The 18,221-nt window shown below is 61.5% G+C and carries 21 protein-coding genes and 2 pseudogenes; 16 read left to right on the top strand and 7 right to left on the bottom strand.

Annotated elements, in window-relative coordinates:
- The 6 genes and pseudogenes from LQ220_RS23880 to LQ220_RS23855 all read left to right on the top strand — a co-directional run.
- Window positions 1-268 (top strand): annotated as a pseudogene (locus tag LQ220_RS23880) (hypothetical protein); the annotation flags it as partial.
- An 11-nt stretch (window positions 269-279) separates the two neighbouring features.
- Entirely contained in the window at window positions 280-702 is a 423-nt protein-coding gene (locus LQ220_RS23875; protein WP_230190507.1) for a hypothetical protein, read from the top strand.
- A gap of 303 nt (window positions 703-1,005) precedes the next feature.
- Window positions 1,006-1,959 (top strand): DUF2493 domain-containing protein, encoded by a 954-nt coding sequence (locus tag LQ220_RS23870; RefSeq protein ID WP_230190506.1) that lies wholly within the window; start codon window positions 1,006-1,008, stop codon window positions 1,957-1,959.
- Window positions 1,960-2,080: 121 nt separating this feature from the next.
- Complete coding sequence (locus LQ220_RS23865; protein ID WP_230190505.1) at window positions 2,081-2,542, top strand: DUF6878 family protein; 462 nt, start codon at window positions 2,081-2,083, stop codon at window positions 2,540-2,542.
- Window positions 2,543-2,552: 10 nt separating this feature from the next.
- The gene (locus LQ220_RS23860) at window positions 2,553-2,978 is read left to right on the top strand and encodes a hypothetical protein (protein WP_230190504.1); all 426 of its coding nucleotides are present in this window, start codon (window positions 2,553-2,555) and stop codon (window positions 2,976-2,978) included.
- A 359-nt stretch (window positions 2,979-3,337) separates the two neighbouring features.
- Window positions 3,338-3,727 carry a single-stranded DNA-binding protein gene (locus tag LQ220_RS23855; protein WP_230190503.1) on the top strand — a complete coding sequence of 130 codons (390 nt, stop codon included), beginning with the start codon at window positions 3,338-3,340 and terminating at the stop codon, window positions 3,725-3,727.
- 116 nt (window positions 3,728-3,843) lie between these two features.
- On the opposite strand, the gene LQ220_RS23850 is transcribed toward LQ220_RS23855, so the two are convergent.
- The gene (locus LQ220_RS23850) at window positions 3,844-4,074 is read right to left on the bottom strand and encodes a DUF6437 family protein (RefSeq protein ID WP_230190502.1); all 231 of its coding nucleotides are present in this window, start codon (window positions 4,072-4,074) and stop codon (window positions 3,844-3,846) included.
- A gap of 323 nt (window positions 4,075-4,397) precedes the next feature.
- Here LQ220_RS23850 and LQ220_RS23845 point away from each other — a divergent pair, with 323 nt between their 5' ends.
- Window positions 4,398-4,634 (top strand): hypothetical protein, encoded by a 237-nt coding sequence (locus LQ220_RS23845; RefSeq protein ID WP_007688359.1) that lies wholly within the window; start codon window positions 4,398-4,400, stop codon window positions 4,632-4,634.
- Window positions 4,635-4,736: 102 nt separating this feature from the next.
- Here the strand turns inward: LQ220_RS23845 and LQ220_RS23840 are convergent, their stop codons facing one another.
- Window positions 4,737-4,931 carry a hypothetical protein gene (locus LQ220_RS23840; RefSeq protein ID WP_230190501.1) on the bottom strand — a complete coding sequence of 65 codons (195 nt, stop codon included), beginning with the start codon at window positions 4,929-4,931 and terminating at the stop codon, window positions 4,737-4,739.
- A 440-nt stretch (window positions 4,932-5,371) separates the two neighbouring features.
- Between LQ220_RS23840 and LQ220_RS23835 the strand changes: the two genes are divergently transcribed.
- The 4 genes from LQ220_RS23835 to LQ220_RS23820 all read left to right on the top strand — a co-directional run bounded on the left by LQ220_RS23835 (window position 5,372) and on the right by LQ220_RS23820 (window position 11,365).
- Window positions 5,372-5,704: a hypothetical protein gene (locus LQ220_RS23835; protein ID WP_054587177.1), complete on the top strand. Its 333-nt coding sequence runs from the start codon at window positions 5,372-5,374 to the stop codon at window positions 5,702-5,704.
- Window positions 5,694-8,090 (top strand): type IV secretion system DNA-binding domain-containing protein, encoded by a 2,397-nt coding sequence (locus tag LQ220_RS23830; RefSeq protein ID WP_230190500.1) that lies wholly within the window; start codon window positions 5,694-5,696, stop codon window positions 8,088-8,090. Before LQ220_RS23835 ends, LQ220_RS23830 begins: the two co-directional genes overlap by 11 nt.
- A gap of 37 nt (window positions 8,091-8,127) precedes the next feature.
- The gene (gene mobF / locus LQ220_RS23825; RefSeq protein WP_230190508.1) at window positions 8,128-11,055 is read left to right on the top strand and encodes a MobF family relaxase; all 2,928 of its coding nucleotides are present in this window, start codon (window positions 8,128-8,130) and stop codon (window positions 11,053-11,055) included.
- Window positions 11,056-11,125: 70 nt separating this feature from the next.
- Entirely contained in the window at window positions 11,126-11,365 is a 240-nt protein-coding gene (locus tag LQ220_RS23820) for a hypothetical protein (RefSeq protein ID WP_202084600.1), read from the top strand.
- Between the two features lie 24 nt (window positions 11,366-11,389).
- Here LQ220_RS23820 and LQ220_RS23815 read toward each other — a convergent pair whose 3' ends face one another.
- From LQ220_RS23815 to LQ220_RS23800, 4 genes are read right to left on the bottom strand one after another with little or no spacing between them, the layout of a single operon-like run.
- Entirely contained in the window at window positions 11,390-11,587 is a 198-nt protein-coding gene (locus tag LQ220_RS23815) for a hypothetical protein (RefSeq protein WP_230190499.1), read from the bottom strand.
- Window positions 11,587-11,892, bottom strand: coding sequence for a DUF5818 domain-containing protein (locus LQ220_RS23810; RefSeq protein WP_073977409.1), 306 nt, complete (start codon window positions 11,890-11,892; stop codon window positions 11,587-11,589). Before LQ220_RS23810 ends, LQ220_RS23815 begins: the two co-directional genes overlap by 1 nt.
- Window positions 11,889-12,314 carry a hypothetical protein gene (locus LQ220_RS23805; protein ID WP_230190498.1) on the bottom strand — a complete coding sequence of 142 codons (426 nt, stop codon included), beginning with the start codon at window positions 12,312-12,314 and terminating at the stop codon, window positions 11,889-11,891. Before LQ220_RS23805 ends, LQ220_RS23810 begins: the two co-directional genes overlap by 4 nt.
- A 12-nt stretch (window positions 12,315-12,326) precedes the next feature.
- A complete protein-coding gene (locus LQ220_RS23800) occupies window positions 12,327-12,968 on the bottom strand; it encodes a S24 family peptidase (protein ID WP_230190497.1) in 642 nt (213 codons plus the stop codon).
- Between the two features lie 407 nt (window positions 12,969-13,375).
- Here LQ220_RS23800 and LQ220_RS23795 point away from each other — a divergent pair, with 407 nt between their 5' ends.
- The 5 genes and pseudogenes from LQ220_RS23795 to LQ220_RS23775 all read left to right on the top strand — a co-directional run.
- Complete coding sequence (locus LQ220_RS23795; protein WP_230190496.1) at window positions 13,376-14,248, top strand: WYL domain-containing protein; 873 nt, start codon at window positions 13,376-13,378, stop codon at window positions 14,246-14,248.
- Complete coding sequence (locus LQ220_RS23790; protein WP_230190495.1) at window positions 14,245-14,868, top strand: DUF1819 family protein; 624 nt, start codon at window positions 14,245-14,247, stop codon at window positions 14,866-14,868. The genes LQ220_RS23795 and LQ220_RS23790 overlap by 4 nt, the downstream gene beginning before the upstream one ends.
- Before the next feature lie 20 nt (window positions 14,869-14,888).
- Entirely contained in the window at window positions 14,889-15,479 is a 591-nt protein-coding gene (locus LQ220_RS23785) for a DUF1788 domain-containing protein (protein WP_354958583.1), read from the top strand.
- Window positions 15,480-15,488: 9 nt separating this feature from the next.
- Window positions 15,489-16,346 carry a DUF6079 family protein gene (locus LQ220_RS23780; protein ID WP_230190493.1) on the top strand — a complete coding sequence of 286 codons (858 nt, stop codon included), beginning with the start codon at window positions 15,489-15,491 and terminating at the stop codon, window positions 16,344-16,346.
- Between the two features lie 39 nt (window positions 16,347-16,385).
- Window positions 16,386-16,742: pseudogene (locus LQ220_RS23775) on the top strand (transposase); the annotation flags it as partial.
- A 249-nt stretch (window positions 16,743-16,991) separates the two neighbouring features.
- On the opposite strand, the gene LQ220_RS23770 reads toward LQ220_RS23775, so the two are convergent.
- Window positions 16,992-18,023 (bottom strand): IS110 family transposase, encoded by a 1,032-nt coding sequence (locus LQ220_RS23770; RefSeq protein ID WP_062345709.1) that lies wholly within the window; start codon window positions 18,021-18,023, stop codon window positions 16,992-16,994.
- Window positions 18,024-18,221 lie beyond the last annotated feature (198 nt).

Here is an 18,221-nt window from a genome sequence, read left to right as displayed (position 1 = left end):
AAACGACCGCAGAGGTTCGTCGAGAAATAATGCGGAGCAAAGCCCGTCAGATAACGTCGCAATTCTGCGCATTTCATACACTGAAACCGCGTTCCTTCACATTATCGACACCTCGCGATTACTCAAGCTTCTGAAGGACGACGACCGAGCCATCCTGACCGCTGCGGCCAAGGCCGAAGAAGCTGCGAGCCTGCTGCTGAAGCTCGGCGGGAAGATCATTCCCGAGCAGTCTGACGATGCGTCCGACGACGCTGCGCTGGCGGCCTGAGGGAGGATGCCATGGGCCGATCAGTCAGCTATCCCAGCGGCGCAATCGTCGCATTCACGGTTCTCGAGATCGAAGCCGAGGACGACTGGGAATTCGAGTATGAATGGCTGCGTGACGACCTGCGCGAGCGGGCCGCCAATGCTTTCCCGTCGCTGATCCCGCATGACGGTTGGCGTGGCCGGGAAGACCGGATCCTCATGCGCAATGCCTATGCCGATTTCGGCGTATCGGTCTACGGCGGGCTGGTGGCCGTCTGGATCGTGGAACGCGATGACGGGGCCTATTGGGACGCCGATTTGCGCACGGCCCGGTCACCGCGGGCACGGCGCTGGCTGTCCCAGATCGCATCCCGCTTCGATGCCTTGTTCGGCGACTACGATTGCCTCGGACACATGTCGAATGGCGAGGGGGTCTACACCAAGCGCGCAGCTTGAGCTCCACGAGTAGATCATGCTCAGAGCTTCGGGTTGCCATCACTGACTGCACTTTGCCGGCCGCTCATGGTCTGTCGCCATGCGAGAGAGGCCCTGGGCCAGCCGCCAGTCCTGCGCAACCCGGCTTGGGCGGGCCCGTGTTGGCCTTGGCCCTGAGGGTTCAAGGCCTGCCCGCGCCAGCCCGCCAAGCCGGGTTTCCCCTGACGGGTGCGCAATCCTGCCTGAATGCTGGCCCTGACGGGCTCTCGCTGGCGCAGCCATGAACGGGTGCGTCGGCCTCACGCCATTCAGGAGGACTCCCCCATGCACACTTCATTTGCCGATCAACTCGCCGGGCTCGATCTCGCCGGCTTCTCCATCGGTCCCGCTCCCGTATCGACAAGCGATTTCCCGGTCCGGGAGGCGGTCGTCCAAACCCTCGAAGCGGTCTGGTCCGATCTCTTCGCCATGGTGTCCGGGACCGCGCTTGAGGCCGACGCCGAGGATCTCGGCTGGGCTTTCGTCAACATCTTTCACCGCTCCGCCGAGCGCAAATCGACAGCCCTCGACCGGGCGACCGACGAGGTCCGCGCGCTGATTGCTACGGCTGACGGATCCGAGGTCCACACCCACGAACTTGAGATCCAGGTCGAGCGGGCGCAATGCGCCGAGAGCGCGATGCTGGCGCTTGAAGAGATGCGCGAAGTCGCAGCAGCCCTTTACCTCAACGAGTTCGGTTCCTCCTGGAAGCCGGTCTCCAGCTCGCGCTTCAATCACAGCGTCATGCTTACCTCCGCGCTGGTCGAAGGGCGCGATTTCCTGCGCGCCCGTGCCGAGGCCAAACGCCGTGCAGCGGTGCCCGAAGGAACTCCGGTCGTGTTCGCTGGAGGGCGCACCCGTCATGCTACCGAAGACGATGCGCTGACCTTCGGCAACAATGTCTGGGCCACGCTCGACAAGGTCCGCGACCGCGTGCCGGATATGGTCCTGATCCATGGCGGCGACACCAAGGGCGTCGACCGTCTGGCTTCGAGCTGGGCTGAACGTCGAGGCATCCCGCAGGTGACATTCTCGCTGGATATGCGCCTGGGTGCCCGTGCCGGCTTCAAGCGCAACGAGCGGATGCTTTCCCTAGATCCGCGTTACGTCATTGCGTTCCCGGGTAATGGCGTACTCGAACGCCTGGTGATCGAGGCCAAGGCTCGGCGGATCACCGTTGTCGATCGCCGCGGGCCCCTCGGTACCAATCCGAAGAACACTTCGGCCAGGACCGACTAAGGCCCTGTCGGTCTTCGCGCCAGCGCCGGATCGGCGCTGGCGTCGCCCATCAGAGGAAAGGCGCGCGCCTGTCAGTTTGAGCCAGCGGAGGTCGTTGGCTCCTTTCTACAGGAGGCAGTTCATGATCGATATCGAGGCTGTGATGGCCGATTTTGCCGTTCGCCAGGCCGAGAGGCAGACCCAGGTGGTCGAAGAGATTCAGCAGCTCAAGACCGTCATTCTCCCGCGCTTGCAGGAAGCCGGCATCGCCCGTGTCGAGATCCGCTTTGATGGCTGCGGCGACAGCGGTGCCGTTGAAGAATGTGCATGCCTCGATGCAGCCGGCGCGGGGATCCCGTGCCCGGATGTGACCCTCTTGGAAGGCGAAGCAGACAGCGTTGATCGTACCGGTTCCAGAGAGCCGCAATCACTCGGGCAGGCACTCGAACAGCTGACCTACCTGGCGCTCGAACGTCACCATCCTGGCTGGGAGATCAACGACGGTGCCTGCGGCGAACTGGTGATTGATGTGGCTGAGGCGACTTTCGTGCTCGACTGCAGCATGCGCTTCATCGCGACCGATGATCACTCGACCGAGCTCTAGGAGAATTGGCATGGCCCACTGCTACTATCACGCCCTCTCGTCGGTCCGGAAATGGGGCGGCACGGTCGATGACTATCTCCCGCTGCACCAGTGGTTCGACCAGTCCAAGGCAATCCTCGCAGACCCTCGGCACCGCGCGCTGCGGCACCATGCCGAGGGGATATTCATGCTGGAGGCGATCTTCGGCGAGACCCTCGTCAATGCCGATGGCCGGGTCGTTCCGGTTCGTCTGGTCGGCGAGCAGCACGTGCGCGAAGACTTGGGCTCGATCCCCTCCTTTGCGGACTGGGCGCGCTTGATCACGCCGCAGGTCTGGATGCTTCGCGGCAACCCTATGGACGGCGCTGAAGGGGTGACGATCGATATGCCTAGCCGCGGTGAAGCAGTTGCGCCCAGGAGCGTGCCACCTGCTGAAGCGGTCGGTACCGTGATCTAGGAGGGGGTTCTCCGGTGGAAGGTGGGGAAGGATGATCCGGCCAGGACCGGAGGTAAACGAGGCAGGGCAAACCTGTTCAAGGCATCAAGCTCCACCCGGCTTCGATGCAAACCTGTCCCTGAATCACCCCCCGTCGAGACGCGCAACCCGGATCAGGTCCGGCCGAGTTGCCGGGCACGATTTTGCGCATCGCTGGTGCCGAAAACCGGTTCCCACTTTTCGGCGCGATGCTGCGTGCCCGGCTGCCCGCACCACCCGAACCAGTTCCGGGTTCCCCTTCGGTGCGCTTCGCCATGGGGCGCTTCTGCTCGGGTTTTGCAGCCGGGATGGACCCGGAATGCTCGATCAGGAGAAAGCCCATGACCAATCTCGTTATCCTCGTTGGCCGCATCGCTCGCGACCCCGAAACCCGGACCACCCAGGGTGGAACCAGCATCACCTCGATCTCGGTCGTGACCGACCGTCCTGCCCGCAAGGATGGCAAGACCTACAAGGACGAAAACGGCTACACAGCCAAGGACAGCGAATTCCACCGGATCACCTGCTTCAACGGCCTGGGTCAGAACGTCGCCAAATACTGCACCAAGGGCCAGCTCGTGACGGTCGAAGGGCGCATCCACTACACCCAGTGGGAGGATCAGAACGGCACCAAGCGCTACGGCTGCGAGATCATCGCCGACAAGGTCGACTTCCTCACCAAGGGCCGTTCGGGCAGCAACGAGGGAGCACCCGACATCGACGAGGACTGAATGTCCTTGCCTCACGACAAGGCCCCGGTGGCAGACGCCATCGGGGCCTTTTCTTTTTGCTCTGAGGCTATGCGGCGGCGCGGGGCATCGAACCCCTTGCCGCCGCCGGATGGGTTTTACGCGGGAGCAATCCGCTTCAGCGTTTCCTCGATCCCGAGCGCCATCGATGCGCGAACGATCTGGCGCAACTGCGCCGGATCGATCGTCTCGGCGCCGCACTCGATCAGCAGCTTTCCGAGTTCGGTCGCTGCCTCTTCGCGGAGACGAGCCTCCTCGTTCTCGAGTTGAGCACGCTGTTCACGCAGCTTCCTCAGCGCATCGCGTGCAGTAGGTTTGGACCTGGCCATAGTGCTTCCTTCTTGCAGGCCGTTGGTCCCCTCCGCTCCCGATCTTGGCACTGCGGGGGCATGTAGGAAAATGGTTTGTGGGGCAGGCGTCTCGCTTCTGCGCAGGCGTTGGAGAGGTCTCTCTCGCAGAAAGACCAAGTCTGATGCGGGCTTTGGGGCTGCGTCAAGGACGACGGGGCCCCACCATTTTTACCGGGCAAGCCCGGCAAAAATCGTTGCCCCCATCGCCGCTTCGCGGCCGCTATCGCGGTCCCTGACCCAGCCCGTCACCCACATCCTTCGCAGCTCCTGATGCGACGCATCAAACATCAGGAGGAAAGATCATGTACGCTTCACTGAACATTGCCGCTGCTGGTCCCGCCGCCGATCAGGCAGCCTTCGTTGCAGCCCTGGATCAGGCCCATGCCCGGTCCTTTCACAGCTACTTCACACAGTACGTCCTGACCGATGACGAGGCAGGATACATCGCTGTCGATGAAGGAGATTACGGTGCCTTGCCCAAGGCCATGCTGGACCGTGTCATCGACACCGTGCCGGGCCGTCTCAGCGATGAATTCTGATCCGCCGGTTTGGGAGGAAGTCCGTCAGGGCTTCCTCCTTTCTTTTTGCTCGCAGACCGTTTCGGCATCACTCAGCCGGGACGGGAAGGCGGGTCGCAAGCGTCAGTCGGGCGTATCGGGACGGTCGAGATAGGTGAGCCGCTCTGGCATATCCAGGACCTTCAACGCCGCGGCCTCGATTGCCTCTGCCTGCGTCGGGAAAGCCTCGGAAGAACTGATCGATACCCCGTTCGGGTAAGTGACTGTCGCCTGGAAGCCGTTGCCCTTCGGTGTCGCACTCAATGTGACCTGGCCCATGCCGCGCTTCCTTGCTGCCCTGAATAATGCCCCCATCATAGGCATCGATCTCGTCTGTGCCTATCGCGATCCGAGGGGCGGCAAACCTACCCAGCGTCCCAGAGATAGGGGTTTGCAAACCGCATCATCCGTTACAGGCTCAATAGCCGGTTCCTGTCCTCGCAGTTGGGGACGGTTGAGCACACCCTACGCGACTGGTCGCAAGAAGGGAGGCGGAAAAAGCCCCTAATCACAGGGGTATAGAACGAATTTTGTGAAATGGCAGCTTCTCCGTCTAAAGTGACGGAGGCGAGGGGAGTTACGTGGATTTGACCAAAGCGAGGCCGAGAATGGCGGAATTCTGCAGCCTTTGATGTTCTTGACATGTTCTTAAATCTGACTTAGCTTCGATCTTGCCTTTCGCAGTGTGAACCGGGCTCCTGACCACAAGGAGTCCGTGCATGACACGGCCAATCTGTCTCCAGGTTTACATCTCCAGCGAGCTCAGCTCGCTGATCCGCAAGGCTGCCAAGGCCAAAGGGATCAGCATGAGCGAGTGGGTTCGCGCCCTGCTCGCCAATGCCTGCACCGAGGACGAGCTTGCCTCGCGGCTCGACGCTTCCATTGAACGTATTTCCCGCCGCTCGGTGTTCCTGATGGTCGGTGTGGATGCGCTGTTGGCAGGGCACCCCGATCACGCTTTGCGCGGTCGGGCGCACCAGGCTTACGCGCGCAAATGCAAGGAGCTGGGTCTCTCCACCGCTAGCGGCGATGGAGGTTCCGATGAAGCGTAACCTCGTCAATTTCACGCGCGGCAGCCAGCTGCTCGGACACTTCAGCTTCATGTTCGCGGCGGGGCTCAAGGGCCCGTTGATCGTTGCCGCGCTTGTGATCTCATGGACCTCATGGTGGACCATTTCGGCAGGCCTCACCGATCATGAAGTCTACCTGGTCTGGATGCGGATCTATGCCGCCATCTACGGCTTCATGGGGTTCGATCCCGCCAAGCGTATCACTCTGGAAACCGCCTTTGGCGCGTCCATCCAGTTTCCGATTGCCCAGCTCGACCACTACGCACCGGTGGTCCATGCGTGGGAGAAGCTGACGGATCTGATGACCAGTGCGTTGTGGCGTTCCGGGTTCCTGTTGGTTCCCGCGTTTGCCGTCTTCTACTGGTTCGCCGAGCGGTTCGGAGGCCGCTCCAAGGAGCGCAAACACGAGCGCGGCGCGATGCTTGTTACGCTCCCCGAGCTCATCGATGAATTGACCACCCACAACCGGCGCGAGCGCACCCGCGAGCTCGATTCCGCGCTGGGCTGGAAATGGCGGCTCAGCATGCCGCGAGAGATCGCCCGGGTCTTTCCCTATCGGCCATCGCATATCGCCACGGTCTCCTATCCCTGGCGGCTCGAACAAAGCCATGCGATGCTCATTGGCACCACCGGTATGGGCAAGACCGTGGCGATCTCCGACATGATTGCGGAAGCCAGAGCCAAGGGCCAGCGTTGCGTGGTCTTCGATCTGACCGGCGCCTTTATCGAACATTTTCATGCGGCCCATTGCGACGTCATTCTGAATCCGCTCGATGCGCGTTGCCCCCAGTGGAGCCTGTTTGACGAATGCCGTTCTGAAGGTGAGTTCTGGGCCGCCGCAGACGCCCTCGTCCCCCATGACGGGGGCGGAGAAGCCCAGTTCTGGGTGATTGCTGCACGAGCCCTGTTCGTTGAATTCTGCCTCAAACTCGTGGCCGAGGGCAGGGCGACCAACGACGCCCTGGCCCGTGAGCTCATGACTGCGGACCTGTCGCGCGTGCATGCCATGATGCGCGGTACTATCGCCGATCCGCTGACCGCGCCGGAAGCTGCCCGCATGGCGGAATCGATCCGGGCCGTGTTCAACGTGAACGCCAAGGCGCTCAAGCTGCTGCCGACTGCCGGACCTCGTTTCTCGGTCCGCCAATGGATCGAGGACGGGGCCGATAGCGCCCGAAGCGAAGGCTCGATCCTGTTCATTTCGGCGCGCTATGTCGACATGAGCGTCTGCGCGCAGCTGCTCACGCTCTGGCTCGACACAGCAATGAACACGCTGATGACGATGCCCCGCACCCGCGATCTCAAGTGCTGGTTCTTCGTCGATGAGCTGGGGGCATTGCACCGCCTGCCGGCCCTTGAGAAAGGCTTGCAGACGGCGCGCAATTTCGGCGGCGCGATTGTCCTCGGGCTTCACGCTTATGCCAAGCTCAAGGAGGTCTACGGCGAGAACATGGCGATGACGCTGGCATCGCTGGCCCGGACCAAACTGATCCTCGGAACCGCCGACCGCGAAACGGCCACCTGGTGCTCCGACTTCATCGGCCATCGCCAGGTCAGGGACATGGAGGAGGGCTACACTTACGGCTACAACAATGCCCGTGATGCGGTCAGCCTCACCCCGCGCAAGCACATCGAGCCGCTCCTGCTGCCCGACCAGCTGATGAACCTGCCGCGCCTGTCAGGGTACATCAAGTTCCCCGACGGCTTTCCTGCTGCGCCGGTCAAGCTGAAGCCCGTCGACCGACCCAAGCGGGCGGAGACCTTCATCGCCAGGGTCAAGGAAAGCCCGAAGGCAAGGGTCACGGTGCCCCATCCGGCGGCGGAGCAGCCAGAGCAGCCGATAGCGCCGACAGTCAGTGAGCATCCCTCGTCCAACGATGACGGAGCGGGCAAGCCGGTCGTCCCAAAGCAAGGAGAGCTTGCCCTGGATCAGGGACCGAAAGTCGCGCCGAGACAAGAGCCTGACGCGCCAGCCAAGGACCTTGAACGGGCAGTGGAACGCACAACTGGCAAGACGTCGAAGAAGCGGGAACCGGCAACTCGCTCCGGCCAGGAGAAGGCAGGCAAGGCCAGGAAGGAGCGGTCGAACACCAGAACCGATGCCCCGCCGCGAAAGGCTGGACCTTCCGCCCGCCCGCTTCTCCCGACGGGCGAAGCCTCTGCGACTCCGGATCAGTCAGCCTCTGCCAAGGGTGCTGCCCGGCCCGGCGCGCCCGACACTAAGGCGCTGCAAGAGAGCAAGCCGGATACCCCGAAGAGCCGAGGTTCCAGCGATGCTGCTGCGCGCAAGCTGATGCTTGAGGATGGATTGCGGGAGCATGAGCCTCCGCCGATCACTGGTCCCGATCTTGGCGACATGGAGATGTGAGCATGTCGCTGGGATCCTCGGCATGGGGGACCGCCCCATGCTGTCGGTAGCCAATGTCCGCACCGCCGGCGGCGCGGCCAACTACTTCGCTGCCGACAATTACTACACGCGGGCTGATGCCGATCGCTCGGGTGAATGGCTAGGGAAGGGCGCTGCGGCGCTCGGGCTCAAAGGGGCCGTAGACGCGCGGCAGTTCGAGGCAATCCTCAAGGGGATGTTGCCTGACGGAAGCCGCGTCGGCAGTGACAACCGGGCGCACCGGGCGGGGACCGATCTCACCTTTTCGATGCCGAAAAGCTGGTCGGTCCTCGCTCTGGTGGGCGGCGACAAACGGATCCTCGACGCCTACGCCGCGGCCGTCCGGGAAACCCTGCGCTGGGCCGAGAAGAACCTTGCCGAGACCCGCATGGAGGTGCGGGGCAAAGAACGTGCCGTCCAGACCGGCAACCTTGCGATCGCGCTGTTCCAGCACGACACCAATCGCAACCAGGAGCCCAACGCCCACTTCCATGCCGTCATTGCCAATGTGACGAGAGGGACCGACGGCAAATGGCGGGCGCTGCGCAACGACAAGCTCTGGCAGCACAATACCTTGCTCAATGCCATGACGATGGCGCGGTTTCGTCTGAGCGTCGAGAAGCTCGGTTACGAGGTCGGCGAGTTCGGCAAGCACGGTAATTTCGAGGCCGTAGGTGTGCCCAAGGCGGTCCGCGATGCCTTCAGTTCCCGGCGAGCGGAAATCCTCGAAGCGGCCGCCCAGATGAACTTCTCAGGGCCAGGCGTGCTCGATGCTGCAACCTTGATGACCCGGGCCGACAAGGGGCGGATCGAAGATCGCGATGCGCTGCGGCAGCAGTGGCAGGATACGTCTACAAGGCTGGGCTTTGATCCCGCCATGGTCATTGCCAGGGCCAATGCTCGCAGCGTGCAGGACCTTGGCAATGTAACTGGTGTTGGGTCCACGATGCGCGCGCTCGTCCGCAATGTTCAGGACCTTGCAACCTCCTTTGCCGAACGGCTCGGTCTGCGTGAAGGTGACCCGCTGATACCTGCCCGGCTGACCAATCGCAGTGTCGAGCAGGTCGCTGCAATTCATGCAGTCGCCTCGGCTGTCCGGCATCTGGGCGAGCGGGAAGCTGCCTTCACTCGGGCCGAGATCTACCGCGCAGCGCTGGGTTTTGCGCTCCCGACTTCACTTACAGACATCGAGCAGCGCGTCGACCAGCTGCTCCGCCAGGGACATCTGGAGAAGGGCAGGGGTGCCGACCGGGAACTGCTGACGACACGCGATGCCATCAGTCTCGAACAGCGGATCATCGCCGGGGTTGAAGACGGGCGCGGCGCCGCGCCGGCGATTGTTTCTCCCGACCTTGCCGGGTCCCGGCTGCAGGCCCTGTCCCAGATCAAATACGGGCTGACCTTGAACGCTGGACAGGAAGGGGCAGGGCGTTTGCTGCTTGGCTCGAACAATCGGATCGTCGCGATCCAGGGCGTCGCGGGCGCAGGCAAGAGCACGGTCCTCAAACCTGTCGCGGAGATCCTGCGCGAGGAAGGCAGGGCCGTGCTCGGTCTCGCGGTGCAGAACACGCTGGTCCAGATGCTCGAGCGCGATACAGGCATTCCATCGATGACGGTCTCGCGGTTTCTCGCCCGGCACCGCGATCTCCTGGAAGGGGCCGATGCGGACCGTCTCGCCGAGGCGCGGGCTGAGATGCGCGGCAGTGTCGTGCTGCTCGACGAGGCATCGATGGTCGGCAATGCCGACAAGGAAAAGCTTGTGCGGCTGGCAAACCTTCTCGAACTCGGCCGCTTTGCCAGCATTGGCGACCGCAAGCAGTTGGGTGCCGTCGATGCTGGAAAGCCGTTCGATGTGATGCAGCAAGCCGGGATTGAGACGGCTATCATGAGCACCAATCTCCGCGCACGGACAGAGGGCCTTCGAGCTGCACAGCAGGCAGCGCAAGAAGGTCGCATCGAAGACTCCATGCGCCATTTGGCACCCCAAGTGATCGAGGTGGGAAATGACGTTGCTGTCGAAGCGGCCGCCGCCTGGCTGTCGCTTTCGACCGCCGAGCGCGAGGTAACCGCAATCTATGCCTCAGGCCGAAACTTGCGCAGTGCCGTGAACGATGCAGTGCAGACCGGCCTGAAGGCGAGCGGAGAGCTCGGTCCTGAAACCATGCGGCTTCAGACCCTGTCGCGCGTCAATGTGACCCGCGAGGAGCTGCGATATGCGAGCACCTATGCGCCCGGCATGGTGGTCGAGGTCGCGCGGCGTCAGCGCAGCCAAGCTATTGCAGCGGGCGAATACCGGGTGGTCGGAACCGATGTGGCACGCGAGCGTGTCACGCTGGAGAACGCGCGTGGCCGCCAGTTCGAGTTTCGTCCCGGTCAGATCAGGCCGCAAGGTGAGCAGGATCCGCTGCGTCTGTTCGAAGTCCGCGCCCTCGACATTTACACCGGCGACAAGATCCGGTGGACCGAGACCGATCACCAGCGGGGCCTGCTCAATGCCGACCAGGCCCGGATTGTCGCAGTCGACAAAGGGGCTGTCGTGGTGAAGACATCCTTGGGCGCAGAGCACAGGCTCGAGCAGGGCGACCCGATGCTGCGAAGTCTCGATCTTGCCTATGCGCTCAATGCCCATATGGCGCAGGGGCTGACCTCCGATCGCGGCATTGCGGTGATGGATAGCCGCGAGCGCAATCTGGCCAATCAGCAGACGTTTCTGGTGACAGTTACGCGGCTGCGCGATGGCCTAACCCTCTATGTCGATAATGCTGGCAAGCTCGAGGCGGCGGTCGAGCGTAATGCCGGCATGAAGCGCTCGGCGCTTGAAACGGTCGATCTCCTCCGCGATGCGGCAGCCACAGGGCAGGCCAAAGATCGTGTGGCTCCAGCACCGGAACGCAAGCCGCCAGAACTTGACCGTTCGATCACGAAGCCGTTCGAGATCGGCATCTAGCGTCCCGCTGTCCCCATGCGTCCGCACTAGGCCGGTTGACGCGAAGTTCTTTATTTGTTCTCATTATCTCATGCCCCGAATCTCCGACGATATCCTTCTTACCCATCTCGAAGTTGCGCTGGCTGTTGCGCCGGAGCACACGCTCGTCCGGCTCAATGCCGATGATCCGCGCGCTCAGCGCAGCGCCAGGGTCGATCTTGCTCGTCATCTGGTCGAACGCATGCGCGGCTTCACCATCGAAGGCGACAGCCAGGGCGGCCCGGCCGCGCAGTCGTGTTTGTTTCCGGGCGATCTCTCGCCGATCGGATGAACTTACAGGTCTTGTCGATGAGGTTTACTGGAGTGGTCGATCTTGGGCGTTGGAGCTCAGTTGGACAATCCGCTGGGCGATAGCCTGCCATGTCCGAATGCCTGCCTCATCGCCAGCAAGTGCGAGAGCCCCAATCTGTTCGGCGACGTGCAAGGCTGCCTTGTCTGCATGGGTTTGCAGGACATGGTTGGCGCAGGCCCAGAGCTCCCAGTCGCTGAGCATCAGCCAAGCACGCTGACGACCCCGCCAACCGTCGCGTAGAGACCGTAGGCGACGAAGGCTGCGGCAAGAAGGAATTCGAGCCGGAGTTTGAATGCAGTCGGTCGAGGCTTTCCGGCAGGCCATATCTGGTCGCAGGCAAATCCGTTGAACCCTGAACGCTCCCCGACCACTTCGACGCGGGCGCCGATGAATTTCCGTACCTGGCGGGTGTTGTCGAGTTCCCAAGTCCCGCCACCGTCAGTTCGCAGCACTGGTCCGTTGGCCGCCCATTCGACGATGCCGGTCAGATGCGTGGTGCTGCTCACCGGCAAGCCGGGCCTTTCCAGTAGCGATCCCAGCGCAGGACCTTGCCGGTCTTGATCATGGCGCATGACAGATCGGCACCTGACGGCAGACGGCACCAGGCAGCGGTCCTGTTTCCGCCTGCGGACCCCTCAGAGCGGCATGTCAGCGGCGGACCTCTGACCACCACATGACCGGTCGAAATTGTTCCTTTCGCGCCGCCCATCAGATGTACAAGGGCGTCGCGCGCCTCGATTGCCGTGGCATTTGGGCAGGGCTGATTGGTGCGGCAGGTGCCGTCCATTTCCCGGGCAGCGATACCGGCGATCCGAAGGTGAGGGCCTTCCGCACACCAGACGGGACCATCGCCATCCCAGACATGGGTTGGCGTGCAGGTAAAGGTCTGCCCGAAAGCGACGATCGAAGCGGCAAGCAGGGCAAGCATCAGAGGACCACCTTAGAGCGCCCGTCCGAACCAGAGAACCCGTCCGACGATGTTGAGCGTGCGTTTCTCCAGGCCGCGCCAGCTTGGATAGACAGGGTTGTCGCTCAGAACCGACGCGCGCTTGCCCTGCGGTTCGAGCGCAATGCGCTTTACGCTCAACATGTCGTCCATCCGCAGGACATAGATCCCGTCTCTAAGCCGCGCCTGGCCGTCCCCGAGATCGACCATAACTTCGTCGCCATCATGAAGGGTGGGCTCCATGGAGTCGCCATGCACGGCGATGATCGACAGGCTCGCTGCCTTGCTCGCGGTCAGTCGCCGCAGCCACTTCTCGTCGAAGCCAAACTGCGCGGATTTGGCTTCCATTTCGGCCAGAGCGCCGTGGCCGGCTGATGCCTCGACATTGAGCAAAGGCACATGGACCAGTTCGACGACCGGGCCTGAACGGCGGGGAGGGGCTCCAAGAACCTTCTCATCGACCCCGAAAAATCGCGCCAGAACCGAGCGATCCTGCTCGTCCAGCTGCCGCGGACTGCCGCGCCGAATATATTGCTGAATGTAAGCGGCATTGCGCCCGAGCAGGCGCGAAACCGAGGAGTAATTCACCCCTCGTTGCTGGATCAGCTCATCCAGGGCTCTCCGTGCGTCGTCCATGACTACCAGTCCTATCGCGGGCACCTAGGAAAATCCATCCTAGACTCTAGGAAGCCTTCCTAGTAAGAACATATCAAGAACGCAAGCCTAAAGCGAGTCGATGGCGATGGAGCTACTGGAGCAGATCGAGGCATATCTGGCGCAAACACGGACGTCGCCGAGCACCTTCGGTCGGCACGTCGTGGCAGATCCTCGCTTCGTTCAGGACCTTCGCGACGGGCGCAGGCCACGCCGCAAGACCTGCCAGAAAGTGTCGGAATTTCTTGCGAGCTCAGAGGCAGTTAACCGCGGGTAGGCTAGCGAAATCGAGGCCACGGCCTTCCGAATCTCGTTGCCTCGTCATCAAGCATTCATTACGCTTACCCATAAAGAAACTGGTTTAGCCCAGTTTCTTGGGGGATCTGGGAATGGATAGCGATTCGGGATTGAGGCGCGGGGTTGAGAGCCGCCTCGAATTCATCGAATTCAGGCTTTTTTGGGAAGGGCATGTCAACCGGAGTGACCTGATTGAAGTTTTCGGCGTTTCGATCAACCAGGCTTCGACGGATCTGAACAGATATCTTGGCCTGGCTGAAGCCAACATGGTCTACGACAAGAGCGCCAGGACTTACGTTCGCAGCTCTTCCTTTACCCCCGTATTCCACCAGCCCGACGCAGCCCAATATCTCTCACAGCTCAGATCGCTCTCGGATGGAATCATTGCCGCCGATGACAGCTGGATCGGAGGCTTGCCGAGTTTCGCCTGTGCCCCGACGCCCGCCCGGGGTGTCTCGCCCAAAACTCTGCGGGCCATCGTGACGGCGATCAAACGGCACGAGGCGATCGAAGTCTTCTACCAATCGATGTCTTCCCTTGAGCCTGCTTGGCGGTGGATCGAACCTCATGCCTTGGTGTTTGACGGCTTCAGATGGCATGCTCGCGCGAATTGCCCACGCAGCAGCGCCTTCAAGGACTTCGTTCTCTCGCGCATCACCGATACGCGCTCATCGAAGCCGGCAGATGCTCGGGCGACAAGTGATCGCGAATGGGAAGAGCAGGTTGAGCTCGAGATCGCGCCTCACCCCGAATTGAGCGCTGGTCAGCGCAAGGCGATCGAGCTCGACTACGGAATGGAAAGGGGCGTGACGACCATCCCGGTCCGAAGGGCTCTCCTCTACTACGCACTGAAGCGCCTCGGATTGGATACCGATCCGGCAGCACGTAAGCCCCAGGACCAGCAGATTGTGCTCTTGAACGCGGATAAGGTGGCGCTCGCACTCGGAAACGGCGCCCACTCATGACCCGAAAGGCAAGTACCTCAAAATATCGGATGTCTTTCGGCACCGGCGGCCTATTCCTGAATGAGAGCATTGCGATTGCACGGCTCTATCAGGAGCTGGGAGACTGGACTGCGGTCAAGAAGGCCGCGGGCGAACAGGGCGTCATCCCCTTCCGGAAACAATCATCGGTGACCCGCTCGGTCCGAGAGATCGCCAATCGCCTAGAAGCTCTAAAGGTGGATGAGATCGATCTGCTTTGTCATGGTGATTACGCGGATCAGCTTTCGGTCCTCTGGCTGGCACTATGCCGGGCCTATCGGTTCATCGGTGAGTTTGCGGTCGAACTCCTTTCGGAGCGTTTCCTCAGTTTCCGCACCCATGTCACCTACGACGACTTCGATTCTTTCTATGCGGCCAAGGCTGAATGGGAGCCAGAGCTCGAAGCCATCAGCACTTCGACCCGCGAAAAACTGCGTCAGATCCTGTTTAGGCTCATGAGAGAGGCGGGGATCCTTAACCAAGAGGATCATATTTGTCGGGCGCTGCTCTCGCCGAGCTTCGCGGCCCTGATGGCGCAATCCGACCCGCATGAACTGCGATATTTCCCGGGCGTGGAGCTCGGCAGGCAAAGGGGCGCCTGATGACACGAGATACAAACACGATGACGCCCCGAGAGCGTCAGGACCATTTGCTGGAAGTCGTTTCGAGCCAGCGTTTTCTCAGGAAGCTGGGCCTAGGGAATGAGGTTCCTTTCTTCATCTGCCCTTTCACGGCCAGCGACGCTGTGGACATGGAACAGGTGCGGGGTCAGCTGGTAAGACAGCTCGCCAATCGCGGCGTCACGGTGCTGGACATAAATCTCTATGATCTGGCTATCGATATACTGCGCGAGCGCGGGATATGGGTTGAGCTGATCGCTGCCGAACCGGGGGTAACAAAGGACGAGCTCAAGGAGCTTTTGCAGAATGTCCTTGATCCCGAGACCCACCTCATCCCCGAAATCGGCAAGAGACTGGCAAGCCAATCGTTTGACGTCCTTTTCCTTTCCGGCGTGGGTGAAGTCTTCCCCTATATCCGTTCGCATAACGTGCTGAACAACCTCCAAAGTACGGCCAAGGAAAAGCCAACTCTGATGTTTTTCCCTGGAAACTACACGCACGCCTTGGCCAGCGGGGCCTCGCTGGATCTTTTTGGAATTCTGCACGACGACAAATATTATCGTGCTTTCAACATCTTCAATTACGAGGTCTGAGGGGCCGATATGACCATTTTGCGCGACATATTCGAAAAACCCGTCGACCGTCCGATTGAAGGCGTCATCAAGGCAGACGATGACGCGAGCCTGCGGATTGAGCTCGAGGAATACGTTCTCACCAACGAGATCGAGAAGCAGATCGAGAAGTTTCTCGACGCCTACAAAAACTACACGACAGCCAATGGCGTCTGGATCTCCGGCTTTTTCGGATCGGGTAAATCGCACCTTCTCAAGATGCTGGCGATGGTGCTCGAGAACCGCAAGGTCGACGGCGCAACGGCCTATGAGCTGTTCAAGGACAAGTGCGCAGATAACGAAATCCTCTCAGCTGACCTGAAGCGTGCAGTTTCGATCCCGTCGAGGAGCATCCTTTTCAATATCGACCAGAAAGCCGATGTCATCTCCAAGGACCAGATCGATGCGCTGTTGTCGGTCTTCCAAAAGGTCTTTGATGAAGCCTGCGGCTACTATGGCAAGCAGGCTCATATTGCCCAGTTCGAGCGCGATCTCGACAGCCGTAATGTCTTCAGTGCCTTCAGAGAGGCCTATCAGGCGATTGCCGGCAAGCCTTGGGAGCGCGGGCGAGAGCAAGCCCTGCTTGAGGGCACCAACATCGCCAATGCTTATGCAAAGGCGACCGGCGCCGACGCGTCCGAGGCAGCCGGAATTCTCAACAAGTACCGCTCAGATTACAAGGTTTCGATCGAGGATTTCGCAGACAAGGTGAAGGCCTATATCGATGCCCAAGATAAGGATTTTCGCCTCAATTTCTTCGTTGACGAGGTCGGCCAGTACATCGCTGACAACGTCAAGTTGATTGTTCCCCGTCAGCACCAATGGCACAGATTTGAGGTTGTGATTTAAGGAGGGTTGGGGCTTCGTCGTAGTGACGAAGGAACGAAGATGAAGCCCCAACCCTCCTTGAAAAAATTGCCCGCCAAGGCCCCTGCGGAAGCGGTGCTGAAGGACATTCGGCGGCAGACCCGGCGGCATTTCTCGGCCGAGGACAAGATCCGCATCGTGCTCGATGGCCTGCGCGGCGAGGACAGCATCGCCGAACTGTGCCGCAAGGAAGGCATCGCCCAGAGTCTGTATTACACCTGGTCGAAGGAGTTCATGGAAGCCGGCAAGCGCCGGTTGGCCGGCGACACCGCCCGTGCTGCGACCAGCGGTGAGGTCCAGGACCTGCGCCGCGAGGCCCGCGCCCTGAAGGAATGCGTGGCCGACCTGACGCTGGAAAACCGTCTGCTCAAAAAACGTATGGCCCGCCCCGTCTGCAAGGGGGATTTTGAAGTGTTCTGATCAGTCTGCGTCAACGTATGCGGTCTCATGGGTGACCCCATGGCCAAGATGGACATCCGCACGTCTGGAGCCACAATAAAGACGCCGGCAACGAGTGCCATTTTTTTGGCCGGGCTTTCCAGACGCCGATCGACTGTCAGGCCATCTTCACGATCCTTCCTGCAAACATCGTTGGCCTATGCACGAAGATGCGTGCGGCCGATCCGGTTATGCCGCGACTGGGTAGCCGCGTTCGAACGTCGCGTCCTTGCGCAAGGCCGCCCATGCGATCCGCGCCAGCTTGTTGGCCAGCGCGACGACGATAGCATTGCGGTGGACTCCTCGCTCGATCATTCCTGTCAACCAGCGCCCCAACGGGGTCTCGCTTCGCGCCAGCGACGGCAATGCTGCTCGGGCACCGTGGATGAGCAAGGTGCGCAAGTAGGTGTTGCCTCGCTTGGAGATGCCGAGCAGCCGCGGCTTGCCGCCGGTAGTATGCTGACGGGGCACCAGACCGAGCCAGGCACCCAGGTCTCGGGCTTTGGCAAAGCTGCTGGCATCGCCCACGGCTGCAATCAGGGCAGTTGCGTTCAGCACCCCGACGCCGGGGATGGATGTGAGCCGCCGGGCAGCCGCGTCATTGCGCGCCAGCTCGACAAACTCGCCGTTCAGCGTTTCCACCCTGGTATCGAGTTCGCGCCATTCGGCACGCAGTTCGGCCACCAACTGGCGCAGACGCGGTGACAAGGTCGTATCCTCATCGGCCAGCAGGGCATCGATGCCGAGTTCCAGCTTGCGCCGCCCAACCGGGAAAATGGTCCCGCGCTCCAGCAGGATCGCCCGCAACTGGTTGGTCAGGCTCCTGCGCTCAGCCACCAGGCGCGAGCGAACCCGGTGGAGCGTCTGGATGTCCAACTGCTCCTGGGTCTTGAGTTCGACGAAGCGCATCGTTGGACGCGAGGCGGCCTCGGCGATCCCCTCGGCGTCGCGGTCATCGTTCTTCTGTGCTTTGACATACGGCCGTACGTACTCCGGCGACATCAGCCGGATCTCATGTCCGTGCGCGGCGAACAGGCGCCCCAGATAATGGGCACCGCAACATGCCTCCATCGCGACCACGCACACAGGAAGCTTGGCAACGTAGTCGACCAGCGTCTGGCGGCGCATCGACCTGCGTACGACGACAGCTCCCGCCGCATCCACGCCCACCACACTGCAGGCATTCTTGCCCAAATCAACGCCAAGGATCACAATAGACATCGGTCCGCTCCTTTCCTCTTCAAGCACCAGCATCATATCCGATGCCGGGGAAAAGGGGCGGGCCATCCCATAAAGCATGATCGCGGATGGGGAGGGCGACGAATGAGGTATCCCGCATCGGAAAAGCTCGAGATCATCCGGATCGTCGAGCAGTCGCATCTGCCCGCCAAGCGCACGCTGGACAAGCTCGGCATTGCC

It is taken from the genome of Sphingobium sp. CECT 9361 (assembly GCF_918741285.1).
Taxonomy (GTDB): domain Bacteria; phylum Pseudomonadota; class Alphaproteobacteria; order Sphingomonadales; family Sphingomonadaceae; genus Sphingobium.
The sequence above is the reverse complement of the archived record's forward strand: the minus strand, read 5'-3'. Positions and strand labels throughout refer to the sequence as shown.

Bases quoted from the DNA above. Each gene is read 5' to 3' on its own strand.
- LQ220_RS23875 (WP_230190507.1), top strand. From the start codon at position 280: ATGGGCCGATCAGTCAGCTATCCCAGCGGCGCAATCGTCGCATTCACG.
- LQ220_RS23870 (WP_230190506.1), top strand. From the start codon at position 1,006: ATGCACACTTCATTTGCCGATCAACTCGCCGGGCTCGATCTCGCCGGC.
- LQ220_RS23865 (WP_230190505.1), top strand. From the start codon at position 2,081: ATGATCGATATCGAGGCTGTGATGGCCGATTTTGCCGTTCGCCAGGCC.
- LQ220_RS23860 (WP_230190504.1), top strand. From the start codon at position 2,553: ATGGCCCACTGCTACTATCACGCCCTCTCGTCGGTCCGGAAATGGGGC.
- LQ220_RS23855 (WP_230190503.1), top strand. From the start codon at position 3,338: ATGACCAATCTCGTTATCCTCGTTGGCCGCATCGCTCGCGACCCCGAA.
- LQ220_RS23850 (WP_230190502.1), bottom strand. From the start codon at position 4,074: ATGGCCAGGTCCAAACCTACTGCACGCGATGCGCTGAGGAAGCTGCGT.
- LQ220_RS23845 (WP_007688359.1), top strand. From the start codon at position 4,398: ATGTACGCTTCACTGAACATTGCCGCTGCTGGTCCCGCCGCCGATCAG.
- LQ220_RS23840 (WP_230190501.1), bottom strand. From the start codon at position 4,931: ATGGGCCAGGTCACATTGAGTGCGACACCGAAGGGCAACGGCTTCCAG.
- LQ220_RS23835 (WP_054587177.1), top strand. From the start codon at position 5,372: ATGACACGGCCAATCTGTCTCCAGGTTTACATCTCCAGCGAGCTCAGC.
- LQ220_RS23830 (WP_230190500.1), top strand. From the start codon at position 5,694: ATGAAGCGTAACCTCGTCAATTTCACGCGCGGCAGCCAGCTGCTCGGA.
- mobF (WP_230190508.1), top strand. From the start codon at position 8,128: ATGCTGTCGGTAGCCAATGTCCGCACCGCCGGCGGCGCGGCCAACTAC.
- LQ220_RS23820 (WP_202084600.1), top strand. From the start codon at position 11,126: ATGCCCCGAATCTCCGACGATATCCTTCTTACCCATCTCGAAGTTGCG.
- LQ220_RS23815 (WP_230190499.1), bottom strand. From the start codon at position 11,587: ATGCTCAGCGACTGGGAGCTCTGGGCCTGCGCCAACCATGTCCTGCAA.
- LQ220_RS23805 (WP_230190498.1), bottom strand. From the start codon at position 12,314: ATGCTTGCCCTGCTTGCCGCTTCGATCGTCGCTTTCGGGCAGACCTTT.
- LQ220_RS23800 (WP_230190497.1), bottom strand. From the start codon at position 12,968: ATGGACGACGCACGGAGAGCCCTGGATGAGCTGATCCAGCAACGAGGG.
- LQ220_RS23795 (WP_230190496.1), top strand. From the start codon at position 13,376: ATGGATAGCGATTCGGGATTGAGGCGCGGGGTTGAGAGCCGCCTCGAA.
- LQ220_RS23790 (WP_230190495.1), top strand. From the start codon at position 14,245: ATGACCCGAAAGGCAAGTACCTCAAAATATCGGATGTCTTTCGGCACC.
- LQ220_RS23785 (WP_354958583.1), top strand. From the start codon at position 14,889: ATGACGCCCCGAGAGCGTCAGGACCATTTGCTGGAAGTCGTTTCGAGC.
- LQ220_RS23780 (WP_230190493.1), top strand. From the start codon at position 15,489: ATGACCATTTTGCGCGACATATTCGAAAAACCCGTCGACCGTCCGATT.
- LQ220_RS23770 (WP_062345709.1), bottom strand. From the start codon at position 18,023: ATGTCTATTGTGATCCTTGGCGTTGATTTGGGCAAGAATGCCTGCAGT.